We start from the raw sequence: 23348 nt of genomic DNA, 5'->3' as shown, positions 1-23348 counted from the left end.
AATGAAGATCCGCTCGACTTGCATGTATTAGGCACGCCGCCAGCGTTCGTCCTGAGCCAGGATCAAACTCTCCAAAAAAGAGTTATGAGTTAGCTCATAAAGTTAAAACGTTGGCTCATGTCTTCTATATAATAGAAGCATGATAATATTGTTTGTTGACGCTTGTTTGTTTAGTTTTCAAAGAGCAAATTAGTTAGCATGTCGCCCAGAAGCGACTTTACCAATATACCATTGAGCATTTTTTCTGTCAACACTTTTTTCTAAAAATGTTTTTCAGTGAAAAATACTTTTTAAGTTGTGAACCGTCTGCCGCGAAAATGTTTTTGCTGTGTTCCGCAGCGACGGTTATTAATATACCAAGTAATTTTTAAATGGTCAATAGGTTTTTTCATTTTTTCAGGATAACTTTTCAGCAACCTTATAATATCTGTGATAAATCCCCTGGCCTTTTGTTTCGATATTGACTACTTCAAGGATTTTCTTATCAATCAAATACTCTACGAGGATGCCTAAGTCGACAGAATACGGTAAAAGTTCAGGATGGGACATCAGGTCATTGAACGCCCAATAGTCTTCACTTTCCAGCACTTCCACCAAATGCTGGCTCCCTACCTTTGTCCTTTTATGGATCAGGAATTCACTTGCCAGGAACAATAACTCGAGCCTCTTCTCCAGTGTCTCTTCACTGCAAATCAACTCTTCATACAATTTATAGATTTCCGGTTCAATTTGCTTCACCTGATGCCAGACGGTTACTTCGGGATGGAAGCCATTCTCTATGACTGCAAGTCTTGCAAGATGATGCAATGAATGCACCACATGATTGTAAGCATCCAGATAATTAAAGTTATCAAACAGCATCTTGCCATCGGAATACCTTCTAATCAATTTGGCAAACTCGATTCCCATTTTGATTTTCCGGCCGAAAAAAGGGAATTCTCTTAGTTCATGTTTTAGATTCGCGATATTTTCATTCCGATCAAAAAGTATCTTCCCATTATAAAGCCAATCAAAGATCTTTTTATTGCTGCCAGTCAGGAGCCAATCATTGATTTGCTTTTCGGTCACAATGTGCATGGCTGCTTTTTTATCCTGATAGGAATAATGTTTAATAAACACTGGTTCGTTATTTTCTTTCACTATAATCAGCAAGATGACATCAAATGTATCGGTCGCCGCGATTGCTTTGTGCCTCTTTTCCACCGCGACCACTCCTACGGTGTTTGGGTGGCTTGCACGTTCTTGATAAATCGAACGAAGGATATCCTCCATATTAAACTCCTCCATTTGTTTGTTAGCATATATGTTCGACAATTATATAAAATCTCCTGCATTTCCTCCAGACAATTTTCGACATCTCCGAGGACTTTTTATGATTATCTTGCCGGAAAGAGTATGATATAGTTAGATTTCAGGGAGGGAAATACCAATGGGTAAATATTCTAGTAAAATAAATAAAATCCGCACTTTTGCGCTTAGCCTGATTTTCATCGGCTTCATCGTCATGTATGCGGGCATTTTCTTCCGCAGTCATTTTTTGGTCATGAGCATTTTTATGATCCTGGGATTGCTGTTCATCATCGCCAGCACAGTCGTCTATTTCTGGATTGGATTGTTATCGACCAAGACAATCCAGGTAGTTTGTCCTAATTGCGGGAAACAAACGAAAATGCTTGGCAGAGTGGACATGTGCATGTATTGCAACGAACCATTGACTCTTGATCAGTCCCTGGAAGGCAAGGAGTTCGATGAACAATACAATCGAAAGCAATAAAAAAAGAACTCGGCAAACCCCGAGTTCTTTTTTTATTTGCTGCAGGGTTGTTTTTTCTGAACACACACAATCGTTATTACGGACGGAAAAACAGCAGAAGCAGAACCTACGCAAAAAAGAAAACTGATAGCATATGCCATCAGTCATTAGTATTAATGAGCTTCCTTTACCGAGCATTCAGGACAAGTACCGTATATTTCCATTCTATGGTTACCGACTTTAAACCCTGTTACATGAGAGGCCAAATGTTCAACTTCATCAAGGCCAGGGTAATGGAAGTCAACGATTTTTCCGCATTCATCACAGATGACGTGGTAATGATGGGAAGTCACAAAGTCAAAACGACTGGAGGCATCTCCATATGTCAGTTCTTTGACCAATCCAACTTCACGGAATACTCTCAAATTGTTATAAACCGTCGCTACACTCATATTAGGAAATTTACCTTCAAGCGCTTTATAGATCTCATCAGCTGTAGGGTGCGACATTGAGTTTATTAAATACTCGAGTATCGCATGACGTTGCGGAGTAATACGGACTCCTGTATCCTTCAAGGAATCCAGGGCTTCTTTTAACTGACTCTGTACCACCGCCATGCACCTCACTTCTTTTTAGATTATTATTCTTATTTTATAATATTTATAATTAGTGTACTAATTTTATTCCACTTTTGTCAATATTGCTACCCCACTAACATTCTTAAATTTCAACCCTGATGCAGTGTTTGTTCTTTTGATCCCAGGTTCATGTTCACATACCTTGCGGCGACAAACAGGAAGTCCGACAGACGGTTCAAATAGGACAGGACAAGCGGGTTAACTTCATCTCCCAGTTCAACAGCCTGGCGTTCCGCTCTTCTCGCAACTGTCCTTGCTACATGAAGCGCTGCTCCGGCCTGGTGGCCCCCAGGAAGAATGAAGTTCGTCAATTGCGGGAGGGCTGCATCCAAGTCATCAATCTTCTTCTCCAGTTCTTCTATATCCTTTGCTTCAAGCACCCATTTCACCTCTTTACCAGGAGGAGTCGCCAGTTCCGCTCCCACATGGAACAATACTGTCTGGATCTTATGGAAAACCTTCTGCATTTCTTCTTTTTCGTCGAAATATTCTCCATTCAGGTAACTGAGTGCGAGGCCTATCATCGAATTGGTTTCATCACATGTTCCGTATGCTTCAACACGTTTATCATTCTTTGCTACCCTTGTGCCGTAAATAAGCGAGGTCGTTCCTTTATCCCCAGTCTTTGTGTAGATTTTCATTTCCTAGTACCCCCTGTCCATGTCGATTATATTGATGAAATCATTGGCTTTATTAAGATATGTATGAAGATTTTTCTTGAAAATTTCAAAGGACCTTGGCAAATAATTTTTCGTCAGACTTGAGATATGAGGTGTGACGGTTACATTGTCCATTGTCCAGAAGGGATGGTTTTCGTTTAATGGTTCGTTGTAGAAAACATCCAAATAAGCGTGAGCTATCTTATTTTCCTTAAGCGCAGCCAGTAATATCTCACCTTGAACCAAATCGCCACGGCCGATATTGATGAAAACGGCTGTATCTTTCATTAATTCAAAATCGCTCAGGTCAAGGAAGTGTCTCGTTTCATTAGTACTTGGCAACACCGAAACAATGAAATCCGCTTTGGGCAAAGCATCCCTGAAGTTTTCCATCGTATAAGTCTCGTCCGCCCATTCGGCTTCGCGGCCACTCCGGTTCACACCAATCGTATTCATATTAAACGCTTTTGCCAGACGGGCCACTTCTCCCCCGATTGCCCCTATACCTAGAATGAGCAATGCCTTGCCGTACAATTCCCCCATCGGCAATTTACGTTCCCATGATTTGCTTTGTTCATTGGACCATAATGATTTCATTTGTTTCACATGCTGCAGCATCATGCCAATTGTGAACTCGGCCATCGGGATTTTGTGGATTCCCCTGACATTCGTCACAAGGATTCCCTGTTCTTTACACGCTTCAAATGGCATTTTATCCAAACCGGCAGACATGACCATGATCCATTTGAGCTTATCTGCTTTCCCGATCAATTCATCTGTCAAATCTTCACCATATGTAAGGAAAACCTCTGCTTCTAAAAACAACTCTTCCTTGATTCCTTTATGGAATTCGAAACTCACTTGAGGGAATTCCTTTTTCACCTCTTCCTGCAATGTTTCAGCCGGAAGAATCGAGGAATAAATTTTCATGAGTACCCACCCCTTCGTTCTAGTGTAGTACTATTAATTGTATTAATTTTCACTTAATTAAACAACTTCCAAGCCTGAAAAAAACCGAACCTGGACTTGAGAGCTTAAATATCAATGTTTTTTTCCATAAAAAAGGCGGGCCAGTTAAGCCCGCTAAAATGTTTGAGGAGGTATGCCCTAATACAATGATATTCACTTACGGCTTAAATGAATGGACAGTAGCCTGTATTGATAAAAATAGGCGGAGAATTTATCCCTTCAGGTCATATTTTTTTACGATTGCTTGACGATACAAATCAAGCGATGGCTCGTCGTTGAGATTTGACAGCATTCCCTGGATTACCGGGATACGGGGTGCATCCCTTTCAATCTCACTTTCAAGTACATCCAGTGTAATGAGCAAGTCATCTCTATTCTTAAGATCTGCAACTGCGTTTTTCATTTTATTGATGACCTTTTTCATGTCCTGGCCATCTGTCAGGAAGTATGCCTTTGTTTTTTTTATCAGCTCATCGACTTTTTCTTCTGTTGCCAACGGCTCCTCTCCCTGCAATCCGTCAACCAATGAATCAACTCTTCTCAGCATGTATCCGACTAATTCATCGATTTTGAATCCATCAGGATTGAAAAGAAGCAGCTTTATATAAGAATTAAAGAATCCTTCAAGCATAAGCGCCATATCCCAGAGATGCGGTTCGGCCCTTTTTCCGTAGATTGCTCGCAAACTCCCTTGATAAAACATTTGCGCTTCGTAATACTTACGGATCATCAATTCCTTTACCTCTTCATTCAAAGGAATTGCCTGTTCTCTCGATTGCATGATGATGAATTCTTTATGCTCAAGCATGGTGTTGAATAAGGCTGTCAGCTGAAGCGCAAACTTTTCCCTTGGAGGCAGGTTCTCGTTTTCAAACACTTCCAGCTTATTTTGGATATAATCAAAATAATATTCAAGGATTGCGATCAATAAAGCTTCTTTGGATTTGAAATAAAGATAAAAAGCGCCCTTGGAAATCCCGCTTTCCGTGACGATTTCCTGGATCGAGGTAGAAGCGAACCCTTTCGTCGCATACAGCTTGATCGCTGCTTCGATGATTGCTTTTTCTTTTTCCTTCACCTTTTGTGCCTCCCCAACATACCTTCAATTGACTGACTGGTCATAGTAATAAGATTTTATCCTATTATATCTTAAAACCAGCATCAAAACAGCAATAAAGACAGCCCACTCTGGCTGCCTCTATATTTACAGGTTTTCTTTAATGAATTCCAGCGCCTCTTCCACATGGCCCTTTACTTTAACTTTTCTCCATTCCTTGGCAAGATTGCCGTCCTTATCAATTATGAAGGTTGACCTTTCGATGCCCATGTATTCTTTGCCGAAGTTTTTCTTCAGCTGCCATACCCCATAATCCTCAGCCGTTTTATGCTCTTCATCCGCAAGAAGAAGGAAAGGCAGACCATGTTTTTCGATAAATTTTTCATGCCGGTTAATCGGATCAGGGCTCACCCCAACAATGACAGCGTTCACTCCCTCAAAGCTTTCATGGTGATCACGGAAATCACATGCTTCTGTTGTACAGCCTGGTGTCATATCTTTCGGGTAAAAATAAAGTACCACATTCTTGCCTGCAAAATCAGAAAGTTTTACTGTTTCTCCATTGCTTGCCGGCAGTTCGAACGCCGGCGCTTTTTCACCTATAGCCAGTGCCATTGTGTATCCCTCCATGTGTTAGATCTAGTACCACTAGCGTATCTAATTTCGGATTGGAATACAAATCTAAGGAACACTTCAGGAACGTTTTTGGTCAAACATTGCTCTCGTTACAAACGCAGCCGGAATCGTATAACCAATTAGCGCTTCCAAAACAGCAATTGCCCTGCCGAACCCGACCGGTGCAATATCACCATACCCAACAGAAAACAAGGTGATGGCACTGAAGTACATGCTTGTGGACATCCTTTGATATGAAGAGGTACTAGGGCGCATGCTTACATCCGACAGCACCCAGATTCCCTTCAGATCAAGCAAATAATACAATAAACCAAACCCAGCCATCACCGTCGCATAAATCAATGCAAGCGTGACGAAATTCTCAAACGAGACCTGCTTGCCTTTAATCTTATGAGGAATGAATAACGTCCGCAAACTCAAAAGAATCGCTAACACAATCAAAAAGATCGAAATGTAAAATTGCATTTTCAAGCCTCATTTCCGTCTCTCTCCCTTCACTATACGCTGCTAAAAATAGGAGTATGACAGCTAGTACACTCGTTCTTTGAGGTTAGGGCTTCAGGCGGTTTTCCTCATTACAATCCAAGATCCTTCCAAAATCATAAAAAGACCGCAGCAAAATTCATTGCTGCGGTAACGTGATTTGGGCTTATTGCTCATTAATGTTGCCCTTATAGAGCGGGGGCGGGCTTCATAAGGGCTTCTTTCCTCTGTAATGGTACCCTTATGGAGCTTCATAAGCGCATCTTTCCGTGTAATGATACCCTTATCATGCTAGGTTGGGCTTCATAAGGGCATCTTTCCACTATAATGGTACCCTTATCGTGCTGTTTCGGACCCCATAAGGGCATCTTTCCACTATAATGATACCCTTATCATGCTGGTTCGGGCTCCATAAGGGCATCTTTCCCCTATAATGATACCCTTATCATGCTGGTTCGGGCTCCATAAGGGCACCTTTCCACTATAATGGTACCCTTATCGTGCTGTTTCGGACTCCATAAGGGTATCTTTCTCCTATTAAACTCAGTTCCCTGCTCCCCGGTATCTTTTAACGCCTTCGTTCCAAACGAATACAGACAGAGTGAAAAAGGCGAGTCCGATTACTGGTGTCAAAAATGAATATCCATACCATTCATCACGTCCGAGGAAATAGGCAGCTGGATATACTCCGACGAAGGCGAACGGCAGAATCCATGTCAGCACAAACCGGATTGCTTTGTTATAGATATCAACAGGATAGCGGCCGTAGTTCCCGATATTGTACATCATCGGCATGATCGATGTGCGCGCGTCTGCCCAGAAGCTGATGCAGGCGATCAAAACGAAGATCCCGGCGTATACAAGGACACCGCCCACAACAAATAAGACAAACAAGAAAGGATCTGACCAACTCACCTCGAGACCGAGACGGCTGCCGGCATAAAACATGACAGCCAGGCCAGTCAGCGCTCCGAACAGGGATTCCAGCTCCATCCGTTCGAGGATGATCTGGAACAGGCTGTGAATCGGCCTCGTCAAAATCCGGTCAAGTTCGCCTTTTACAATATAGCGCTCATTGAAATCCCAGATATTGAAGAATGATGAAAAAAGCGCATATGGCACAAGGAAAAAACCGTATATAAAGATGATCTCATCCCGGCTCCAGCCGTTCAGGAATTCGGTATGGTCGAATACCACCAGGATAAAAATCAGGTTGACGGCCTGGAACAATAAATCCGAAAATATCTCGACAACCAGATCTGCCCGGTATTCGAGCCTTGTTTTCATATACTGGGCGACATACTGAAAAAACATGCTAATGTAAAACACTCGTCACCCTCCCTGTATGATCAATTGTTTTTTTGCGATGACCCATAGGATCTGGGTTGGGATCACCAATATCAACACCCATGCTGCCTGAAGCAAAAGGCCTTCAACTGCCTCGCTCCCTGTGAAGCCATTCGTGAAAATCATGCTTGGGACATAGCTGATTCCCTGGAACGGCAGGAACCTCATGATTTCCTGGGCCCAGCCTGGAAAGAAGCTGATCGGCAGCAGCAATCCTGAAAACAAATCAATCAGGACACGCTTTGCCCTTATCAGGCCTGTATTATTATATAAGAAGAAAGTCGTGATTCCTGTCAGCAGGTTCAATTGTGTGTTGATGAAAAAGCTTAGTACAATCGAGATTGCGAACAATCCCCAGGTCGCAGCATCCGCTGAAAATTCCATAGGGAAAATCAGGGCCACGATGACCATGCCTGGCACCGAGAAGAAGAACAGCCTGAAAATCCCTTCTCCCAAACCCTGCATCGTTTTCATGCCGAGGTAGCTGTATGGCCTGATCAATTCAACGGCTACCTTGCCTTCCTTGATTTCCGTCGCCATTTCCCGGTCGATATTGTTAAAATAAAATGCCCGCGCCATCCAGGCAACCGCTACATATGTGGTCATCTGGACGGCACTCAAGCCCTCAATTTCACTCTTCCCGCCATAAATCGCATTCCAAAGAAAGTAGTAAGCTCCGATATTGATGCTGTAGATTAAGATTCCCGTATAGTAGTTAGTCCTGTACGCCAGCATCATCAGAAACCGGATGCGGATCATTTCAATGTATTTATCCATTGAGCGCCATTCCTTTGTCATAGATATTGCGGATGATCTCCTCTGTGGATGGCTCATTGATTTTCACGTCCCTGACCTTATAGGCTGCCACCGTCTGGGCAATGACCTGTGACACAGTTTCCTCATCGTCTCCCGTCATCGCGGTGAAGGTCTGAGTCTTCTCATCCAGCTCCCATTTGATATCAAGGTCGGCCGTCAACGATTCGAGATGGCTGATATCAGCAGGTTCGAGGAACTCAAAACTGATTTCCTTCCCCTCTCCCCATCTCTCCTTCAGACTTTTCAGTGCGCCATCATAGATGATATTTCCTTCATCAAGCATAACGACCCGCTCACATAATGCCTCAATATCAGTCAGGTCATGCGTCGTGAGCAGAATTGTCGTGTTGTATTTTTCATTGATTTCTTTTAAAAACTCTCTGATCTTCAGCTTAACAAGCACATCCAAACCAATCGTCGGCTCATCAAGGAACAGCAGCGGCGGGTTATGAATCAGCGCGGCCGCAAGCTCGCAGCGCATCCGCTGCCCGAGCGAAAGCTTTCTTACTGGTTTATCGAGCAAGGGTTCCAAATCAAGCGTTTTGATGACATGGTCCATATGCTCGTTATACTGAGCATCCGAAACTTTATATACTTTTTTCAGCAGGCGGAACGATTCCTGGACAGCGATATCCCACCAGAGCTGGGAACGCTGGCCGAACACGACGCCAATCGTCTGGACGAATCTTTCCCTTTCCTTATGAGGATTCATGCCATTAACGATGACACTCCCAGAAGTCGGGGTAAGGATCCCGGTCAGCATCTTGATGGTCGTCGATTTCCCGGCGCCATTTTCGCCGATGTATCCGACCATCTCTCCCTGTTTGACATTAAAGTTGATATCGTTCACTGCAGGAACAACTTTATAATTTCGGGTAAAAAGATCACGGAAGGCTCCCGATAATCCGGCACGGCTGGAATAAGCCTTGAATTCCTTCCGCAACCCGTTCACTTCAATTGCGTTCATCTATATTTCCTCCTTTGGTCACTCAAACAGTTTAGCCAATCCTCCTGGCTAAAACAAATGCTATGCCTGATTGCCATCGTCTTTTCAAGGGTAGTTTAACCCTAATAAGGAGGAAAGTTGTTAGTTCATCGAGAACAAAGAGCCAGGATAAATGAACGAAAAATGAAACAATCGGTAAAAATTAAAATTAATGATAAAATAGTTAGGCAGTCTTATTTAGGAGGTTTAATGATGCAAAGAACGAATTCTGAGCGAATACATAATGAAGCACTTGAACATATCGTCGGAGGCGTTAACAGCCCCTCCCGATCCTACAAGGCAGTCGGCGGCGGCGCCCCTGTTGTGATGGAACGCGCCCAGGGTGCCTACTTCTGGGATGTGGATGGCAATCAATATATCGATTATCTGGCAGCATATGGCCCAATCATAACCGGTCATGCCCACCCGCATATTACCGAAGCGATCAAAAGAGCTGCCGAATCGGGAGTATTATATGGAACGCCAACCCCTCATGAAGTCAAATTCGCAAAAATGCTGAAGGAAGCGATGCCTGCTATGGATAAGGTGCGTTTCGTCAATTCCGGCACAGAAGCAGTCATGACGACGATCCGCGTTGCCCGTGCTTATACAGGCCGCGATAAAATCATCAAGTTTGCCGGCTGCTACCACGGCCACTCTGACCTGGTACTTGTCGCGGCAGGTTCAGGGCCGTCCACCCTTGGAACACCTGACTCGGCTGGCGTGCCTAAGAGCATTGCCCAGGAAGTCATTACAGTCCCATTCAATGATATTGAACCTTTTAAGGAAGCACTTGAAAAATGGGGAGACCAAATTGCGGCAGTTTTGGTGGAGCCGATTGTCGGCAACTTCGGGATCGTCGAGCCTAAGTCAGGCTTCCTTGAGGAAGTGAAGGAGCTTACTCATCAGGCTGGATCCCTGATCATTTTCGATGAGGTCATCACAGCCTTCCGCTTTATGTACGGCGGAGCACAGGACTTACTGGGAATTACGCCTGACCTGACAGCGATGGGAAAAATCATCGGCGGCGGATTGCCAATCGGCGCTTACGGCGGCCGTGCTGAAATCATGGAAAAAGTCGCTCCGCTTGGCCCTGCTTATCAGGCTGGCACAATGGCTGGCAACCCGGCTTCCATCCTTTCCGGAATCGCCTGCCTGGAAGTCCTGAAACAGGATGGTGTATACGAGTACCTCGATCAGCTTGGCGCGATGCTCGAGGAAGGGATCACAGCATCAGCAAACAAGCACGGCATCCCAATCTCGATCAATCGCCTGAAAGGTGCTCTCACGATTTACTTTACAACTGAGAAGATTGAAAACTACGAACAGGCCGAGAACACAGACGGCGAAATGTTTGCACGCTTCTTCAACCTGATGCTGCAGCAGGGAATCAACCTTGCACCATCGAAATATGAAGCATGGTTTGTGACGATTGCACATACACAGGAAGATATCGAAGCTACCCTCCATGCAGTTGATCAGGCTTTTTATTCAATGGCAAGTGAATAAATATACAGTTTTTTATACATAACAGGCATCGCTTCGGTGCCTGTTATTTTTTTACTCCTGAATGAAAACGTTTACATTACAAGTTATTTTCATTACTGTTATAACCCTCTCGTCTTTCCTGTCATCCAAAAATATGTATAATTAATTGATTTCTGAAAATTCTTATGATATAGTTGCTATTAATATTCTTAAAATTCGCCATTTAAGTGGCCGCTTTAAATCCCTGCTTTAAATTCCCGTCTAAGTGTTATACCCTCATGTACCAAGCTATCAAACGACAAGACATAGATAATTTTTCAGGAGGTGAACCGGCTTTAAGGAACACTTTATAAGCCGACTTTTTATGACAACACAATGGAACCCTTCCCAATTCAAAGATTTTTCAAAATTCGAACATGATGCATGCGGAATTGTAGCCAGCATCGAAAAAAAGAAAACCCCTACGCGCGAGAATATTTTCCACTGTATTGATGGCCTCGTCACCATGAACCACCGTGCTGGCTTTATCAATGGCGAAGGTGATGGAGTTGGTGTGCACATTGACATTCCACGAGCGCTTTGGAAGGAAAAGCTCTCTGAAGCTGGTGTGGATGCCAGCGCTGTCGACAAAGAAAACTTCGTCGTCGGACATGTTTTTATCTCGAGGACCGACCAGGCCAAGGCAATCTGCGATGAGCTTGAGGCAAAGCTTGCAGAAAACAACTTGAAACTCATCTTTTCTTCTGTTGAAGTGACAAATCCTGAAGCACTCGGCCCAATTGCCATCCAGGAAAACCCTGTATTCTGGCAGTTCGCATTCCTTGCAGACGAAGTAGGACAGGAACTTTCAGGCAAATTGTTTAATATGATCATAGATTTCGAGAAAAATAATCAGGTGCATGTGGCTTCGCTTAGCCAATATCATGCAGTTTACAAGGTAATGGGTGCAGGCGACATCCTGCCAAAATACTATTATGACCTTGCCAGCCCGGTCGTCGCTTCGACCATGACTCTTGGGCACAATCGTTATTCTACTAATACTCTATCAAGCTTTTTTCGTGTACAGCCATTCAGCGTGCTCGGACATAATGGAGAAATCAATACGATCGCAAGGCTCCGTGACGAAGCGCGCATGGTCAATGTCCCGCTCGTTAAGGACGGCAGTGACTCACAGGATTTAAGCCGTACGCTGGAAACATTCATCTGCCGTGATGGCTACTCATTGTTCGAGGCGATGGATATGATGTTCCCGCCAATCATCAATGAAATCAAAGCTTATCCGGAGCATTTACAAGATTTATATACTTATATCCGCGAAGCATGGGGACATTTCGCACAGGGGCCAGCCGGCATCATTTCACGATTTGCCGACGAAGCAGTATTCAGTGTGGATGCACTTGGACTGCGCCCTCTATGGATGGTTGAAACTGAAAGCTCATACCTGTTCTCATCAGAACCGGGAATCATTTCGTCAACGGAATACACAAATGATCCCAAGCCACTTGCACCGGGCGAGAAGGTCGGCCTGAAATGGAACGGCGACACCATTGAAGTATATGAAATGCAACAGTTCCAGAGTGCGGTTTACCAGCGTTTTTCCGGACGGATTTCCTTCCAGGAAGCCCGTCATCGCCTTGATGGTGCAAAGCTTGCCAAAACGGTAACAATGACATACCCGGATAAAATCCATAACGGACAATATAAAGCATTCGGCTGGGAACGTGACCACGTCCAGCTCGTCGAACAGATGGCTGAAAAAGGGGCAGAGCCAATCCGCTCCCTTGGACATGACGCTCCGCTTGCTTCGATGAATCCAGAGCGCAAAAATATTGCTGATTTTATTAAAGAAAGTGTCGCAGTCGTAACGAATCCTGCCATTGACCGTGACCGCGAGGCAGAACATTTTTCCACGCGAACTGTACTCGGCAAGCGCCCTTCGCTTTTCGGAAAAACAGAAACAGGAAAAGTAGTCGAATTGCTCACTCCTCTTTTGATCGAAGGAAAAGCAGGCTATGAGGCTTCGCTGAAAACAGGCCAGCCAAGCATGGACCAAGTCATCCAATGCTACCAGGATGACAAACTTGCAGCCTACCTGGAAACAGTTTTCCGCAATGATGAAACAGTCAAGGATGCACTTGAGAGACTGGCTGCTGAGGCGATTGCTGCTGTGAAGGATGGCAAAACATTGCTTGTTCTTGATGACGCAATGGCCCACCAGGAAAATGCGCTGTGGCTCGATCCGCATCTGGTCGTATCGGCGATCGACCAGGCTCTTGTAAAAGAAGGATTGCGACGCGACTGCTCACTCCTGTTGCGTTCGGCTTCATTAAGATCGCTTCATGATATCATCGTTGCACTTGGCCTTGGCGCAGACGCAGTCAGCCCATATTATATGTTCATGACAGTACTTGATGAATCAATCACGCCGCTTGTGAATCTGTACAGTGCGCTGACGAAGGGTCTTGAAAAGGTCATTTCCACAATCGGTATCCATGAATTGCGCGGATACGGCCGTCTGTTCTCGGCAATCGGCCTGAATGATGAAGTAGCAGATTATTTAGTGGTCGTGAACTTCTTTGGTTCCAAGGAACTTGCTTACAATTTCGAAGCAATGAAAGAAGATGCATTGAAAAGAGCGGAAGATTTCCTGAACGAAAAAGAACGAATCGGCAAGACATTCCACCTTTTCCCTCGTATCTGGAAGGCGATTGGTGAGGTTGCTTCAACCGGGGACTACAGTGTCTACCGCGAGAAAATTTCCGAACAGGAAGACAGCAACCCGACCACGATCCGCCATTTGACTGGATTGAAGAAGGCTGAGACTGGAGTTTCACCAGAAGAAGTTGAAATTGGTGTCGGTGACCACAGCCTTCCATTTGTCATCGCATCGATGTCATTCGGTTCGCAAAACGAAACCGCATTCCGGGCATACGCTGAAGGTGCCGACCGCTTGAACATGATCAGCATGAACGGCGAGGGCGGCGAGATCAAGGATATGCTTGGCAAGTATCCGCGCACGCGCGGCCAGCAGGTTGCTTCCGGACGTTTCGGTGTGAATGCCGAGCTTCTGAACTCTTCGAATCTTCTTGAAATCAAGATTGGTCAGGGAGCGAAACCTGGTGAGGGCGGACACCTTCCTGGTTCGAAGGTTACCGCTAAAATCGCGGAAGCAAGGAATGCGACGATTGGCTCTGATTTGATTTCACCATCAAACAACCATGATATTTATTCAATCGAAGATCTAGCGCAAATGATCCATGAACTCAAGACAGCCAATGACCAGGCTCGTGTAGCCGTTAAGGTCCCTGTCGTTCCAAATATCGGTACGATTGCAGTCGGTATCGCCAAAGCAGGGGCTGACATCATCACCTTGAGCGGTTTTGATGGCGGTACAGGTGCTGCGCGTATCCACGCACTCCAGTTTGTCGGCTTGCCTGCCGAAATCGGCATTAAGGCCGCACACAATGCCTTGCTTGAAGCAGGATTGCGCGACAATGTCGAGCTTTGGGCTGACGGCGGCGTGAAGAGTGCCCAGGATGTTATTAAATATATGCTACTTGGTGCAAACCGCGTTGGTTTCGGGACGCTGTCAATGCTGGCCATCGGCTGTACAACTTGCCGCGGCTGCCATCTGGATACATGCCATGTCGGCATCGCAACGCAAATCGACTCGGAAGCACAAGCAAAAGAACACGGATTGCGCCGTTTCGTACCGCGCCAGTTCGACCTTGCTGTCCAGGGCATCATGAACCTGTTCACGGCATTCGGAACTGAACTTAAGGCCCTTGCAGCCTCTGCGGGAATTAAGAATCTGCAGGATGCTGTCGGCCGCTCGGATTTGCTGGAACAGATCAAAGGAAAAGACTTGCTTGATTTAACCTACCTGCTGAAGCCTCTGGAAATCAAACAGATCATGCAGCAAAAAGAAGCGGCTGCTGACATGGCATCCGCACAGCTGCAAGTCGCTGCAGGCGCAGAGTATCTTGATGCGGTCGACGAAGAGCTTCATCAGTCACGCGAATTCAAGGCGGTCACTGCCGAACAGCGCGTGCTGGCCAGCAGGGTTTCATGCCACCGCGTCCGAGGACGGCTCGATGGTTCCTACCGTAACCTGCAGCCAGTCTCTCTCCGTTACAAAGGTTCCATTCTCGGAAACGGACTTGGCGCCTATAACACGGATGGCATCAATATCGAGATTGACGGCGGCGGCCAGGACGGAGTCGGCAAGACTTCATTTGGCGGTGCGATTTTAATCGCGAAATCGCCGGGCAAGGATGGCGGTTTCTATAATGGTTCAGTCGGTAAAGGCTTTGGATATGGAGCACAAAAAGGTCTGCTCGTCGCTCAGGGCAATGCAGACGCGCGTGCCGGAATCCGCTTATCAGGAGCCGATATGATCATCGGCGGACTTGTCAAGAAGCCAATCCCTGAAAAGGAATTCGGCAACATCGGCACCAATGCCAATATCAAAGGATTTGCGTTTGAATATATGACAAATGGCCGTGGCCTTGTTCTCGGAGATCCGGGACCATGGATCTGCGCAGGCATGACAGGCGGTGTCGTCTACCTGAGACATCAGCCGGAGATGGGACTGACAACAGAAGCCATCAGCCGCCGAATTGCCAAAGGCGCAAAGGTTTCCATCGAGACACTTTCCGTAAAAGGCATACAGGATGTAAAAGAAATGCTCACAACCTATACTGAAATGCTCGCACGACATGGCCAGGAAAATGAGGCCAAAGAGCTTGCATTATTAATGGAGCATCCGGAAGATCACTTTGTCCAGGTTGTTCCTGTCAAAGAGCAGGCAGACCCGGCAGTTTCAACTGAATGATGTAAGAAAATGATAATGGCCCCGTTACTAAAACGGGGCCATTTATTTTTACCAGAATCCCGAATTAGTCCCATCCAGGAATAAACGATAGATTTTCCGGTATCTATTTTGATTTTCAGGAATCTATTTTGATTTTCAGGATTATAATCCGTATTTAAGGAATATTTCTTCTTGTTCAGGAATATCTCAAAACATTTGCAATAATGTTAGAAAAGTTTAGTCTAAGGAAATCCCTCTCCAATAGATATGTAATCACTTTCATTTAAAAAAAGGCTTGGTTTTCGGAAATTGCTGCTTGAACTTATTCGATATCCGTTGTATAGTACATAATTGTTTAGTTTTGAACGAAATGGTTTAAAGTATAAATACTTTCACTATTTTTGCAGTTAACGAATGAGATTTTTTGTCTCTAATGAAAGGAATTCACTCAATGAAACTTGGTGCCCGCATTCTGAAAACGGGAATTGCCATCACTCTTGCTTTATTTTTATCGCATGTTTTCAATCTGCCATCACCGGTATTTGCCGGGATTGCTGCAATTTTTGCCCTGCAGCCAACTGTATACCGCTCTTATCAATCAATCATTGAACATATCCAGGGCAATCTGATCGGCGCCGCGACCGCTGTCTTGTTCGTAATGGCGTTTGGCAACAGCATTTTCATCATCGGCCTTGCCGCGGTACTCGTTATAACTTTGAACCTTAAGCTTAAGCTGGAAAAGACGATTTCACTCTCGATGGTGACCTTGATTGCGATCATGGAGACGCCAGGCGATGATTTTATCCAGTTTGCCTTGATCCGCTTCTCGACCATCATGCTTGGGGTTGTGTCGGCGTTCATTGTCAATCTGGTATTCCTGCCTCCCAAGTATGAAAACAAACTCTATTACAAGAGTTCGATTTTATCAGAGGAAATTACGAAATGGATCAGGCTGAGCACTCGCCACGCCTCCGAGCACCAGCTCCTTAAGGCGGACATCGAGAACCTGCGCGAGGGCATCATCAAGCTCGATCAGCTATATATGATGTACAAAGAAGAACGTGATTATTTAAAGCACAATACACTTGCCAAATCGCGTAAGCTCGTCGTCTATAGACAGATGATCAGCACAGTGAAAAAATCTTTGGAAACATTGAAGAGGCTCCATCGATATGAGAATGAATTCAACCAGCTTCCCATTGAGTTCCAGGAAGTCATCCAGCAGCAGCTGGATTGCCTGATCAATCACCATGAGCAGGTCATGCTAAAGTATGTAGGGAAGGTCCGTCCTGAAGCATCCTATATCGAGGGTGAGGTGTGCCTGAACAAAAAGCAGCTTTTCGAGCTGTTTTTGGCGCAGAGGAACGAATTGGATCAAACAAACGGCCAGATGCTGTACCATGTCATGCAGCTAGTCTCGATCATCATGGAATATGGCGAGCATGTGGAGCATCTTGATAAACTCGTGACAAGTTTCCAATCTTATCATAAAGAAGACGGCAATATCACGATTGAACAAAATACAGAAATTTAAAAGCAGCTGGGTTATCAGCTGCTTTTTGCTTTACCTATTGAATCAACTCTTCATCCTAGGATCCAGTGCATCCCTCAGGCCATCGCCCATCAGGTTGAAACCAAGTACGGTCAGCATGATGGCAAGCCCTGGGAAAATCATGGTCCACGGTGCCTGGATCATATAATCCTTTGCATCTGCCAGCATCTTTCCCCATTCGGGATTCGGCGCGTCTGCACCAAGGCCAAGGAAGCCAAGCGCGGCCGCTTCAATGATCGCGGTTGCAATCGCCAGTGTGCCCTGGACGATGATTGGCGCCATACTATTTGGCAGTATATGCTGGAACAGGATCCGGCTGTCCTTCATTCCGACCGCCTTCGCTGCCATGATGTATTCCTCTTCCTTAACACTAAGTACCCTCGACCGGATCAGTCTTCCGAAGTTTGGAATATTGATGATCGCAATCGCAATGAGCGCATTTCTAAGTGAAGGTCCTAGAACGGCAACAATGGCAATTGCTAATAGGATGCTCGGGAATGCCAGCATAATATCAAAAGTTCTTGAGATAATCGTATCGACCCATCTTCCATAATAACCTGCAAGGATACCGAGAAGGCAGCCTACGATGATTGAGCCCATGACCGCAAAGGTTCCTACCCATAAAGAAATACGTGCACCAAAGACTACCCTGGATAAAATATCTCGGCCAAAATCATCAGTCCCAAACCAGTGATCAGCTGAAGGAGCCTGGAGACGGACCTCCATTTTCTGGTCATTGATGCCTTCCGGAGCAATCAGCGGGGCAAAGATTGCCAGCAAAATAAAGAATAAAACGATCGCTGTTCCAACCAGAGCCAACTTATTTTTCTTGAAACTATACCATGCTTCTGCCCAGGGAGACGCCACTTTTTCCTCTTCCTGCACGATTGGCGGCTGCATTTGTTTTTGCGTTGAAATCTCCATCTGCTCTCTCCCCTTCCATCAACGGTATTTGATCCGAGGATCAATTGCTGCATATAACAAGTCCACTACTAGATTGATCAGTACAAAGATGAGAGCAATGATCAGGATGCCAGATTGGATCACCGGATAGTCGCGGTAATTGATCGCTTCGTAAATATATCGGCCAATCCCCGGCCAGCTGAAGATCGTCTCGGTCAGGATCGCACCGCCAAGCAGAAGGCCTGTCTGCAAACCGATAATAGTTAATACCGGGATTATTGCATTTTTCAGGGAGTGTTTGTAAACAACCCAGAACATGCTCAATCCCTTCGCTCTTGCAGTTCTGATAAAATCAGACCTCATGACCTCAAGCATAGTCGAGCGTGTGATCCTTGCGATGATGGCCATCGGAATCGTTGCCAGAGCCATAGCAGGCAGGACGAGATGCTTAAGTACCTCGACGAACTGATCAGTCCGCCCCTGTATCAATGTATCAATGATATAAAAATTCGTGATTGCATCGACCGGGTTCCTTACTTCTTCTCGCCCGGAGGTCGGAAGGATATCAAGATTGATGGCGAACATCCATTGTTCCATCAAACCCAGCCAAAAGATCGGCATCGATACACCGACTAGTGCAAATATCATTGCACCGTAATCAAACCAGGAATTCTGGAACCATGCACTGATGATTCCCGCATTCACACCTATGACGATCGCGATCAGCATTGCGACAAACGAAAGTTCCATCGTTGCGGCAAGATATGGCCAGACTTCACTGCTTATTTCTGACTTCGTCCTTAGAGATTGTCCTAAGTCCCCGGTAATCAGCCCTCCAAGATAATTAAAATATTGCACATACCACGGCTGGTCGAGTCCAAGCTCTCTCGTTAAATCCGCAATCGCATCTTTAGTCGCTAACTGTCCGAGAATGACTTGGGCGGGGTCGCCAGGGATTGCTCGGATCATGAAAAATACAATAAGTGATAGACCCAACAGTACAGGGATTAGTGAAAATATTCTTCTGACAGAATAGGCAAACACCTTCCCACCTCTTTTCTTGATGTAAAGCGTAAGCGCCTTGGTCAGCCCCGACAAGCACTGGAGGGCCGACCGGTGAAGTCGTTCTTTGACTTCATTGGGCGGACCGAAGTGACTCGAGCTGCTCAAAGCTAACGCTTTTCGCAAGATACTCGAGGATGCTATGTCAGGGATGATAACTGGCTAGGCGCTGGAGCTAGACATTACTTAATTTGAATAATTTCCTTTACCAAAAGAAAAGGGAGAATGCATATGTTCTCCCTCTTCCTGATGCATTATTTTTTGAATTCAACCGTTGCAAGCAGGTCAGATCCTGTCGGATGTGCCTTGAAACCAGTAACGTCAGCTCTTCCTGCAAGTGCAGGCTCAGAGTGGACAAGTGGAATCCAAGGAGCATCTTCTTTGATTAACAATTGAGCTTCTTTATAGAGTTTTTCACGTTCATCCTGGTCATTTGTAGATTGAGCCTTGATGAACAGGTCATGCACTTCCTTGTTGGCATAGCGAGCATAGTTATTGCTGTCGATGTTATCCTGGTCTAAAAGTACGTACAGGAAGTTATCAGCATCTCCATTGTCACCTGTCCAGCCTAACAGGAATGTATCTGCTTCACCGACACGCGTTTTTTCAAGATATGTTGCCCACTCGTAAGAAACGATTTTTGCTTTTACGCCCACTTCAGCAAAGTCTTTCTGAAGTGCTTCGGCAACTTTCTTGCCGTCTGGCATATATGGTCTTGCAACTGGCATTGCCCATAGCTCCATTTCAAAGCCATCTTCATATCCAGCTTCCTTAAGGAGCTCCTTCGATTTCTCTGGGTCATATTCATAAGCTTCTACATCGTCGTTATAACCAGCAACCGTTTTCGGCATAGGGTTCTTGGCCGGTTCTGCAGCACCAGCATAGAAAGCGTCGATCAGAGCTTGCTTATTTACTGCATAATTCAATGCCTGGCGTACCTTTTTATCTTTCATCGGCCCGCGCTCGTTGTTCAACCCAAGGTAGGCAACGTTCAGTGAAGGACGGTAGAAAGTTTGTAAATCTTTATTATTTTCGATTGACTCGACATCACTGAAGTTCACTCCGTCAATAATGTCGACTTCACCAGTGTTCAGCGCATTCAGACGTGCTGAGTTTTCAGGGATGACGCGGAAGATGACTTCATCAAGCTTTGGAAGTCCTTTATCCCAGTACTCTTCGTTTTTCACCAAAGTTACTTTGTCATTGCGTTTCCATTCCTTGAACTTAAATGGACCAGTTCCTACAGGATTTTCAATGAACTTATCACCATACTTCTCGATTGCAGCAGGGCTTGCAATCCCGAAAGGTGACATCGCAAGGTTTTTGTAGAATGGAGCAAGGATACGGTTCAGTGTGAATTCAACAGTATACTCGTCCACTGCTTTCACTTCTTTGATCACATCACCGAATTGTGAGTTGTAGTAATAGAATTGTTCTTTGTTTCCGGCTTTCCAGCGCTCGAAGTTGAAAACGACAGCTTCGGCGTTGAAGTCAGTGCCATCATGGAATTTAACACCTTTACGCAGTTTAAGTGTATGCTTCAAACCATCTTCGGACTCTGACCATTCTTCTGCAAGACCAGGATGGATTTCTGTATCCTGTTCACCGAATTCGATAAGAGTTTCATAGATGTTTTTAGTTACTTTGAAAGCTTCGCCTTCTGTAGTTACAGCTGGGTCAAGCGATGTTGAATCGCCGCCGCGGCCAAATACCAGAGTTCCGCCAGACGATGATCCGCCGTCAGAACTAGATTCCCCGCCTGTTTTCTTGCCGCCGGAATCATTATTACAGCCGGCAAGGCCCATGCTAAGGATGAGGATAAACGCAAAAAACATCAATCCAAAACGCCTTTTCATATTCTTCCCCCTTGTTTTTTCGGACCAGTTTTATTTTTTCCAGTCCATAATATTTATCATCTATGCTGTTTTTCCTGCGAGCATTCCTTTTTGGTCAGGAATACAGATGGCAGGCAGCAAAATGACCAGGTTCAATCTCCCGTAATTCGGGTCTGTCAGTCTTGCAGATTTCCATACACTCTTTGCACCTTGTATGGAATGCACATCCCTTTGGCGGATTCGAAGGGCTTGGGAGGTCGCCGGTCAGCAGCTCCCCTTCCCTTTTGATATCAGGATCCGGAATTGGCACCGCCGAAAGCAATGCCCTGGTATAAGGATGAAGCGGTTTTTCATACAGCTTATCAGCATCGGTGATTTCTACGAGTCTGCCTAGATACATGACTCCCACTCTATCGCTGATATGTTTTACCACACCGAGATCGTGTGCAATGAAAATATAGGTCAACTGGAATTCCTTTTGCAGGTCCTCCAGCAGATTCAATACTTGTGATTGGATTGATACATCCAGTGCTGAAACTGGCTCATCGGCAATGATCAGCTTCGGCCTCGTCATCAGTGCCCGGGCAATCCCGATCCGCTGGCGCTGTCCGCCGCTGAATTGGTGGGGATACCGTTTGGCATGGTAACTGCTGAGTCCGACTACCTCCAGCATGTCCTTGACCATCTGCTTCCTTTCCTTCTTCGTCCCGATTCCGTGGACGATGAGAGGTTCCTCGAGGATCTTTTCAACAGTATGCCTCGGGTTAAGCGAAGCAAATGGATCCTGGAACACCATCTGCATATCCTTTCTGGCCTTTCGCATCTCGTTATCCGAAAGGCTCACAAGATCCTTCCCTTCAAACACGACCTGCCCTTCTGTCGGATTGATCAGGCGCATCAGCATCCTGCCTGTCGTCGATTTCCCGCAGCCAGACTCTCCAACCAGTCCAAGAGTTTCCCCTTTGTTTACCCAGAAGCTGATATTATCAACAGCTTTGACTGCCCCAGTCTGCTTCCCGAGGACCCCTCCTGTAATAGGAAAGTATTTTTTAAGACCATCAACTTTTAACAGTACTTCTGCCATCGGCTACTCCCTCCTTCTCATGCAGCAGGCAGCGAACGGCATGTCCTGGCCTGCCAGTATCATAGAGTTCCGGGTCCACGCTCAGGCATCTGTCCATGACAAATTCGCATCTGGCCGCAAATCGGCAGCCAGTCTTGATTGAACCAGGCTTCGGCACATTGCCAGGTATCGAATATAATCGTTCCTTTTTATCCCGGATGTCAGGAATCGATTTTAGCAGGCCAAGAGTATAAGGGTGCTTAGGATTTTTGAAGATATCCCCGACAAGCCCTTCCTCGACAATCTTTCCGGCATACATGACAGCGACACGCTGGCATACTTCTGCGACGACACCAAGGTCATGAGTGATCATAATAATCGCCGTATCGAGCTTTTCATTCAAATCCTTCATCAATGCCAGGATCTGCGCCTGGATGGTTACATCAAGTGCAGTTGTCGGCTCATCTGCAATCAGCACCCGTGGGTGGCAGCTGAGTGCCATCGCAATCATGACCCTTTGTCTCATCCCGCCTGAAAGCTGGTGGGGGTACTCTTTGACAATTTGCTCTGCCCTGGGAAGGCCGACAAGCTTCAGCATCTCCACTGCCTGCTGATATGCCGCCTTTTTGCCCAACTTCTTATGTATTTTCAACGCTTCCACCAGCTGATCGCCAATTGTGAATAATGGATTCAACGAAGTCATCGGCTCTTGGAAAATCATTGCGACTTCATTCCCGCGGATCTCCCTCATCCTCGACTCCGAAGCGTGCACAAGGTCTTCACCATTGAGAAGGATTTCTCCTCCGGCAATTTTTCCAGGCGGCTGAGGAATCAGCTTCATGACCGACAAAGATGTTACACTCTTTCCGCTGCCTGATTCTCCGACGATTCCGAGGATTTCGCCTTTATTAACCGAAAAGCTGACATCATCTACCGCAGGAACCTCACCTTCCTTCGTCAAGAAAGATGTCCTTAAATTTTTCACTTCTAAAACCGGAGCATGTACCACTTGCCTACTCCTTTCTATTACCGAAATATTATTGCTGAATAAAATTTAATCTGTCTGTTTAAAACATTTTATATTAAATAGTTGTAAATAGTCCACTGATTTTTCTCAATTATTTAAATATAATAATAATTTAGAATAGTTTTAGGTATTTGGTACTATTTGTATGTCAAAAGCTGATAAATAATGACACAAAAGGACTGCTCATAATGGATTGTTTTTACCAGAATGGTCATTCTTTTACAAAGGTTGTTTTCCTTTTGATCTCTGCTATTCGCAGTAG

The 23348-nt window shown here is 45.4% G+C and carries 19 protein-coding genes and 1 rRNA gene; 4 read left to right on the top strand and 16 right to left on the bottom strand.

Going from position 1 to position 23348, the window contains the following annotated elements; genetic code table 11:
• Together ACNAZ4_RS19575 and ACNAZ4_RS19570 are read right to left on the bottom strand one after the other, a co-directional pair.
• Positions 1–78: ribosomal RNA gene (locus ACNAZ4_RS19575) — 16S ribosomal RNA — on the bottom strand; the annotation flags it as partial.
• A gap of 318 nt (positions 79–396) precedes the next feature.
• Complete coding sequence (locus ACNAZ4_RS19570; protein ID WP_415817256.1) at positions 397–1272, bottom strand: nucleotidyltransferase-like protein; 876 nt, start codon at positions 1270–1272, stop codon at positions 397–399.
• Positions 1273–1429: 157 nt separating this feature from the next.
• On the opposite strand from ACNAZ4_RS19570, the gene ACNAZ4_RS19565 reads away from it, so the two are divergent.
• Positions 1430–1774 carry a YgzB family protein gene (locus ACNAZ4_RS19565; protein WP_415817254.1) on the top strand — a complete coding sequence of 115 codons (345 nt, stop codon included), beginning with the start codon at positions 1430–1432 and terminating at the stop codon, positions 1772–1774.
• A 152-nt stretch (positions 1775–1926) separates the two neighbouring features.
• Here ACNAZ4_RS19565 and perR read toward each other — a convergent pair whose 3' ends face one another.
• From perR to ACNAZ4_RS19520, 9 genes are all read right to left on the bottom strand, one after another.
• A complete protein-coding gene (gene perR, locus ACNAZ4_RS19560; protein WP_415817252.1) occupies positions 1927–2370 on the bottom strand; it encodes a peroxide-responsive transcriptional repressor PerR in 444 nt (147 codons plus the stop codon).
• A 110-nt stretch (positions 2371–2480) separates the two neighbouring features.
• Complete coding sequence (locus ACNAZ4_RS19555) at positions 2481–3032, bottom strand: cob(I)yrinic acid a,c-diamide adenosyltransferase (protein WP_415817250.1); 552 nt, start codon at positions 3030–3032, stop codon at positions 2481–2483.
• A gap of 3 nt (positions 3033–3035) precedes the next feature.
• Positions 3036–3980: a D-2-hydroxyacid dehydrogenase gene (locus ACNAZ4_RS19550; RefSeq protein WP_415817248.1), complete on the bottom strand. Its 945-nt coding sequence runs from the start codon at positions 3978–3980 to the stop codon at positions 3036–3038.
• Between the two features lie 250 nt (positions 3981–4230).
• A complete protein-coding gene (locus ACNAZ4_RS19545) occupies positions 4231–5097 on the bottom strand; it encodes a TetR/AcrR family transcriptional regulator (RefSeq protein ID WP_415817246.1) in 867 nt (288 codons plus the stop codon).
• A 126-nt stretch (positions 5098–5223) separates the two neighbouring features.
• Positions 5224–5691: a thioredoxin-dependent thiol peroxidase gene (gene bcp, locus ACNAZ4_RS19540; protein ID WP_415817244.1), complete on the bottom strand. Its 468-nt coding sequence runs from the start codon at positions 5689–5691 to the stop codon at positions 5224–5226.
• 78 nt (positions 5692–5769) lie between these two features.
• Positions 5770–6177, bottom strand: coding sequence for an ion channel (locus ACNAZ4_RS19535; protein ID WP_415817242.1), 408 nt, complete (start codon positions 6175–6177; stop codon positions 5770–5772).
• A gap of 561 nt (positions 6178–6738) precedes the next feature.
• A complete protein-coding gene (locus ACNAZ4_RS19530; protein WP_415817240.1) occupies positions 6739–7524 on the bottom strand; it encodes an ABC transporter permease in 786 nt (261 codons plus the stop codon).
• A gap of 3 nt (positions 7525–7527) precedes the next feature.
• Complete coding sequence (locus ACNAZ4_RS19525) at positions 7528–8319, bottom strand: ABC transporter permease (RefSeq protein ID WP_415817238.1); 792 nt, start codon at positions 8317–8319, stop codon at positions 7528–7530.
• On the bottom strand, positions 8312–9325 hold the full coding sequence (locus ACNAZ4_RS19520) for an ABC transporter ATP-binding protein (RefSeq protein ID WP_415817236.1): 1014 nt from the start codon (positions 9323–9325) through the stop codon (positions 8312–8314). Before ACNAZ4_RS19520 ends, ACNAZ4_RS19525 begins: the two co-directional genes overlap by 8 nt.
• Positions 9326–9556: 231 nt before the next feature.
• Here ACNAZ4_RS19520 and ACNAZ4_RS19515 point away from each other — a divergent pair, with 231 nt between their 5' ends.
• From ACNAZ4_RS19515 to ACNAZ4_RS19505, 3 genes are all read left to right on the top strand, one after another.
• Positions 9557–10852, top strand: coding sequence for a glutamate-1-semialdehyde 2,1-aminomutase (locus ACNAZ4_RS19515; RefSeq protein ID WP_415817264.1), 1296 nt, complete (start codon positions 9557–9559; stop codon positions 10850–10852).
• A gap of 343 nt (positions 10853–11195) precedes the next feature.
• Positions 11196–15665: a glutamate synthase-related protein gene (locus tag ACNAZ4_RS19510; RefSeq protein ID WP_415817234.1), complete on the top strand. Its 4470-nt coding sequence runs from the start codon at positions 11196–11198 to the stop codon at positions 15663–15665.
• Positions 15666–16095: 430 nt separating this feature from the next.
• The gene (locus ACNAZ4_RS19505) at positions 16096–17178 is read left to right on the top strand and encodes an FUSC family protein (RefSeq protein WP_415817232.1); all 1083 of its coding nucleotides are present in this window, start codon (positions 16096–16098) and stop codon (positions 17176–17178) included.
• Between the two features lie 42 nt (positions 17179–17220).
• On the opposite strand, the gene ACNAZ4_RS19500 is transcribed toward ACNAZ4_RS19505, so the two are convergent.
• From ACNAZ4_RS19500 to ACNAZ4_RS19480, 5 genes are all read right to left on the bottom strand, one after another.
• Positions 17221–18120: an ABC transporter permease gene (locus ACNAZ4_RS19500; protein WP_415817230.1), complete on the bottom strand. Its 900-nt coding sequence runs from the start codon at positions 18118–18120 to the stop codon at positions 17221–17223.
• An 18-nt stretch (positions 18121–18138) separates the two neighbouring features.
• Positions 18139–19143, bottom strand: a complete 1005-nt coding sequence (locus ACNAZ4_RS19495) for an ABC transporter permease (RefSeq protein WP_415817228.1) — start codon at positions 19141–19143, stop codon at positions 18139–18141.
• A gap of 272 nt (positions 19144–19415) precedes the next feature.
• Positions 19416–21017, bottom strand: coding sequence for an ABC transporter substrate-binding protein (locus ACNAZ4_RS19490; protein ID WP_415817226.1), 1602 nt, complete (start codon positions 21015–21017; stop codon positions 19416–19418).
• Between the two features lie 94 nt (positions 21018–21111).
• Positions 21112–22080: an ABC transporter ATP-binding protein gene (locus ACNAZ4_RS19485; protein ID WP_415817224.1), complete on the bottom strand. Its 969-nt coding sequence runs from the start codon at positions 22078–22080 to the stop codon at positions 21112–21114.
• On the bottom strand, positions 22055–23068 hold the full coding sequence (locus tag ACNAZ4_RS19480) for an ABC transporter ATP-binding protein (RefSeq protein WP_415817222.1): 1014 nt from the start codon (positions 23066–23068) through the stop codon (positions 22055–22057). Before ACNAZ4_RS19480 ends, ACNAZ4_RS19485 begins: the two co-directional genes overlap by 26 nt.
• Positions 23069–23348: the final 280 nt, after the last annotated feature.

The sequence above is a fragment of the Mesobacillus thioparans genome (assembly GCF_965138835.1).
Lineage (GTDB): Bacteria > Bacillota > Bacilli > Bacillales > Cytobacillaceae > Mesobacillus > Mesobacillus thioparans.
The sequence above is the reverse complement of the archived record's forward strand: the minus strand, read 5'-3'. Positions and strand labels throughout refer to the sequence as shown.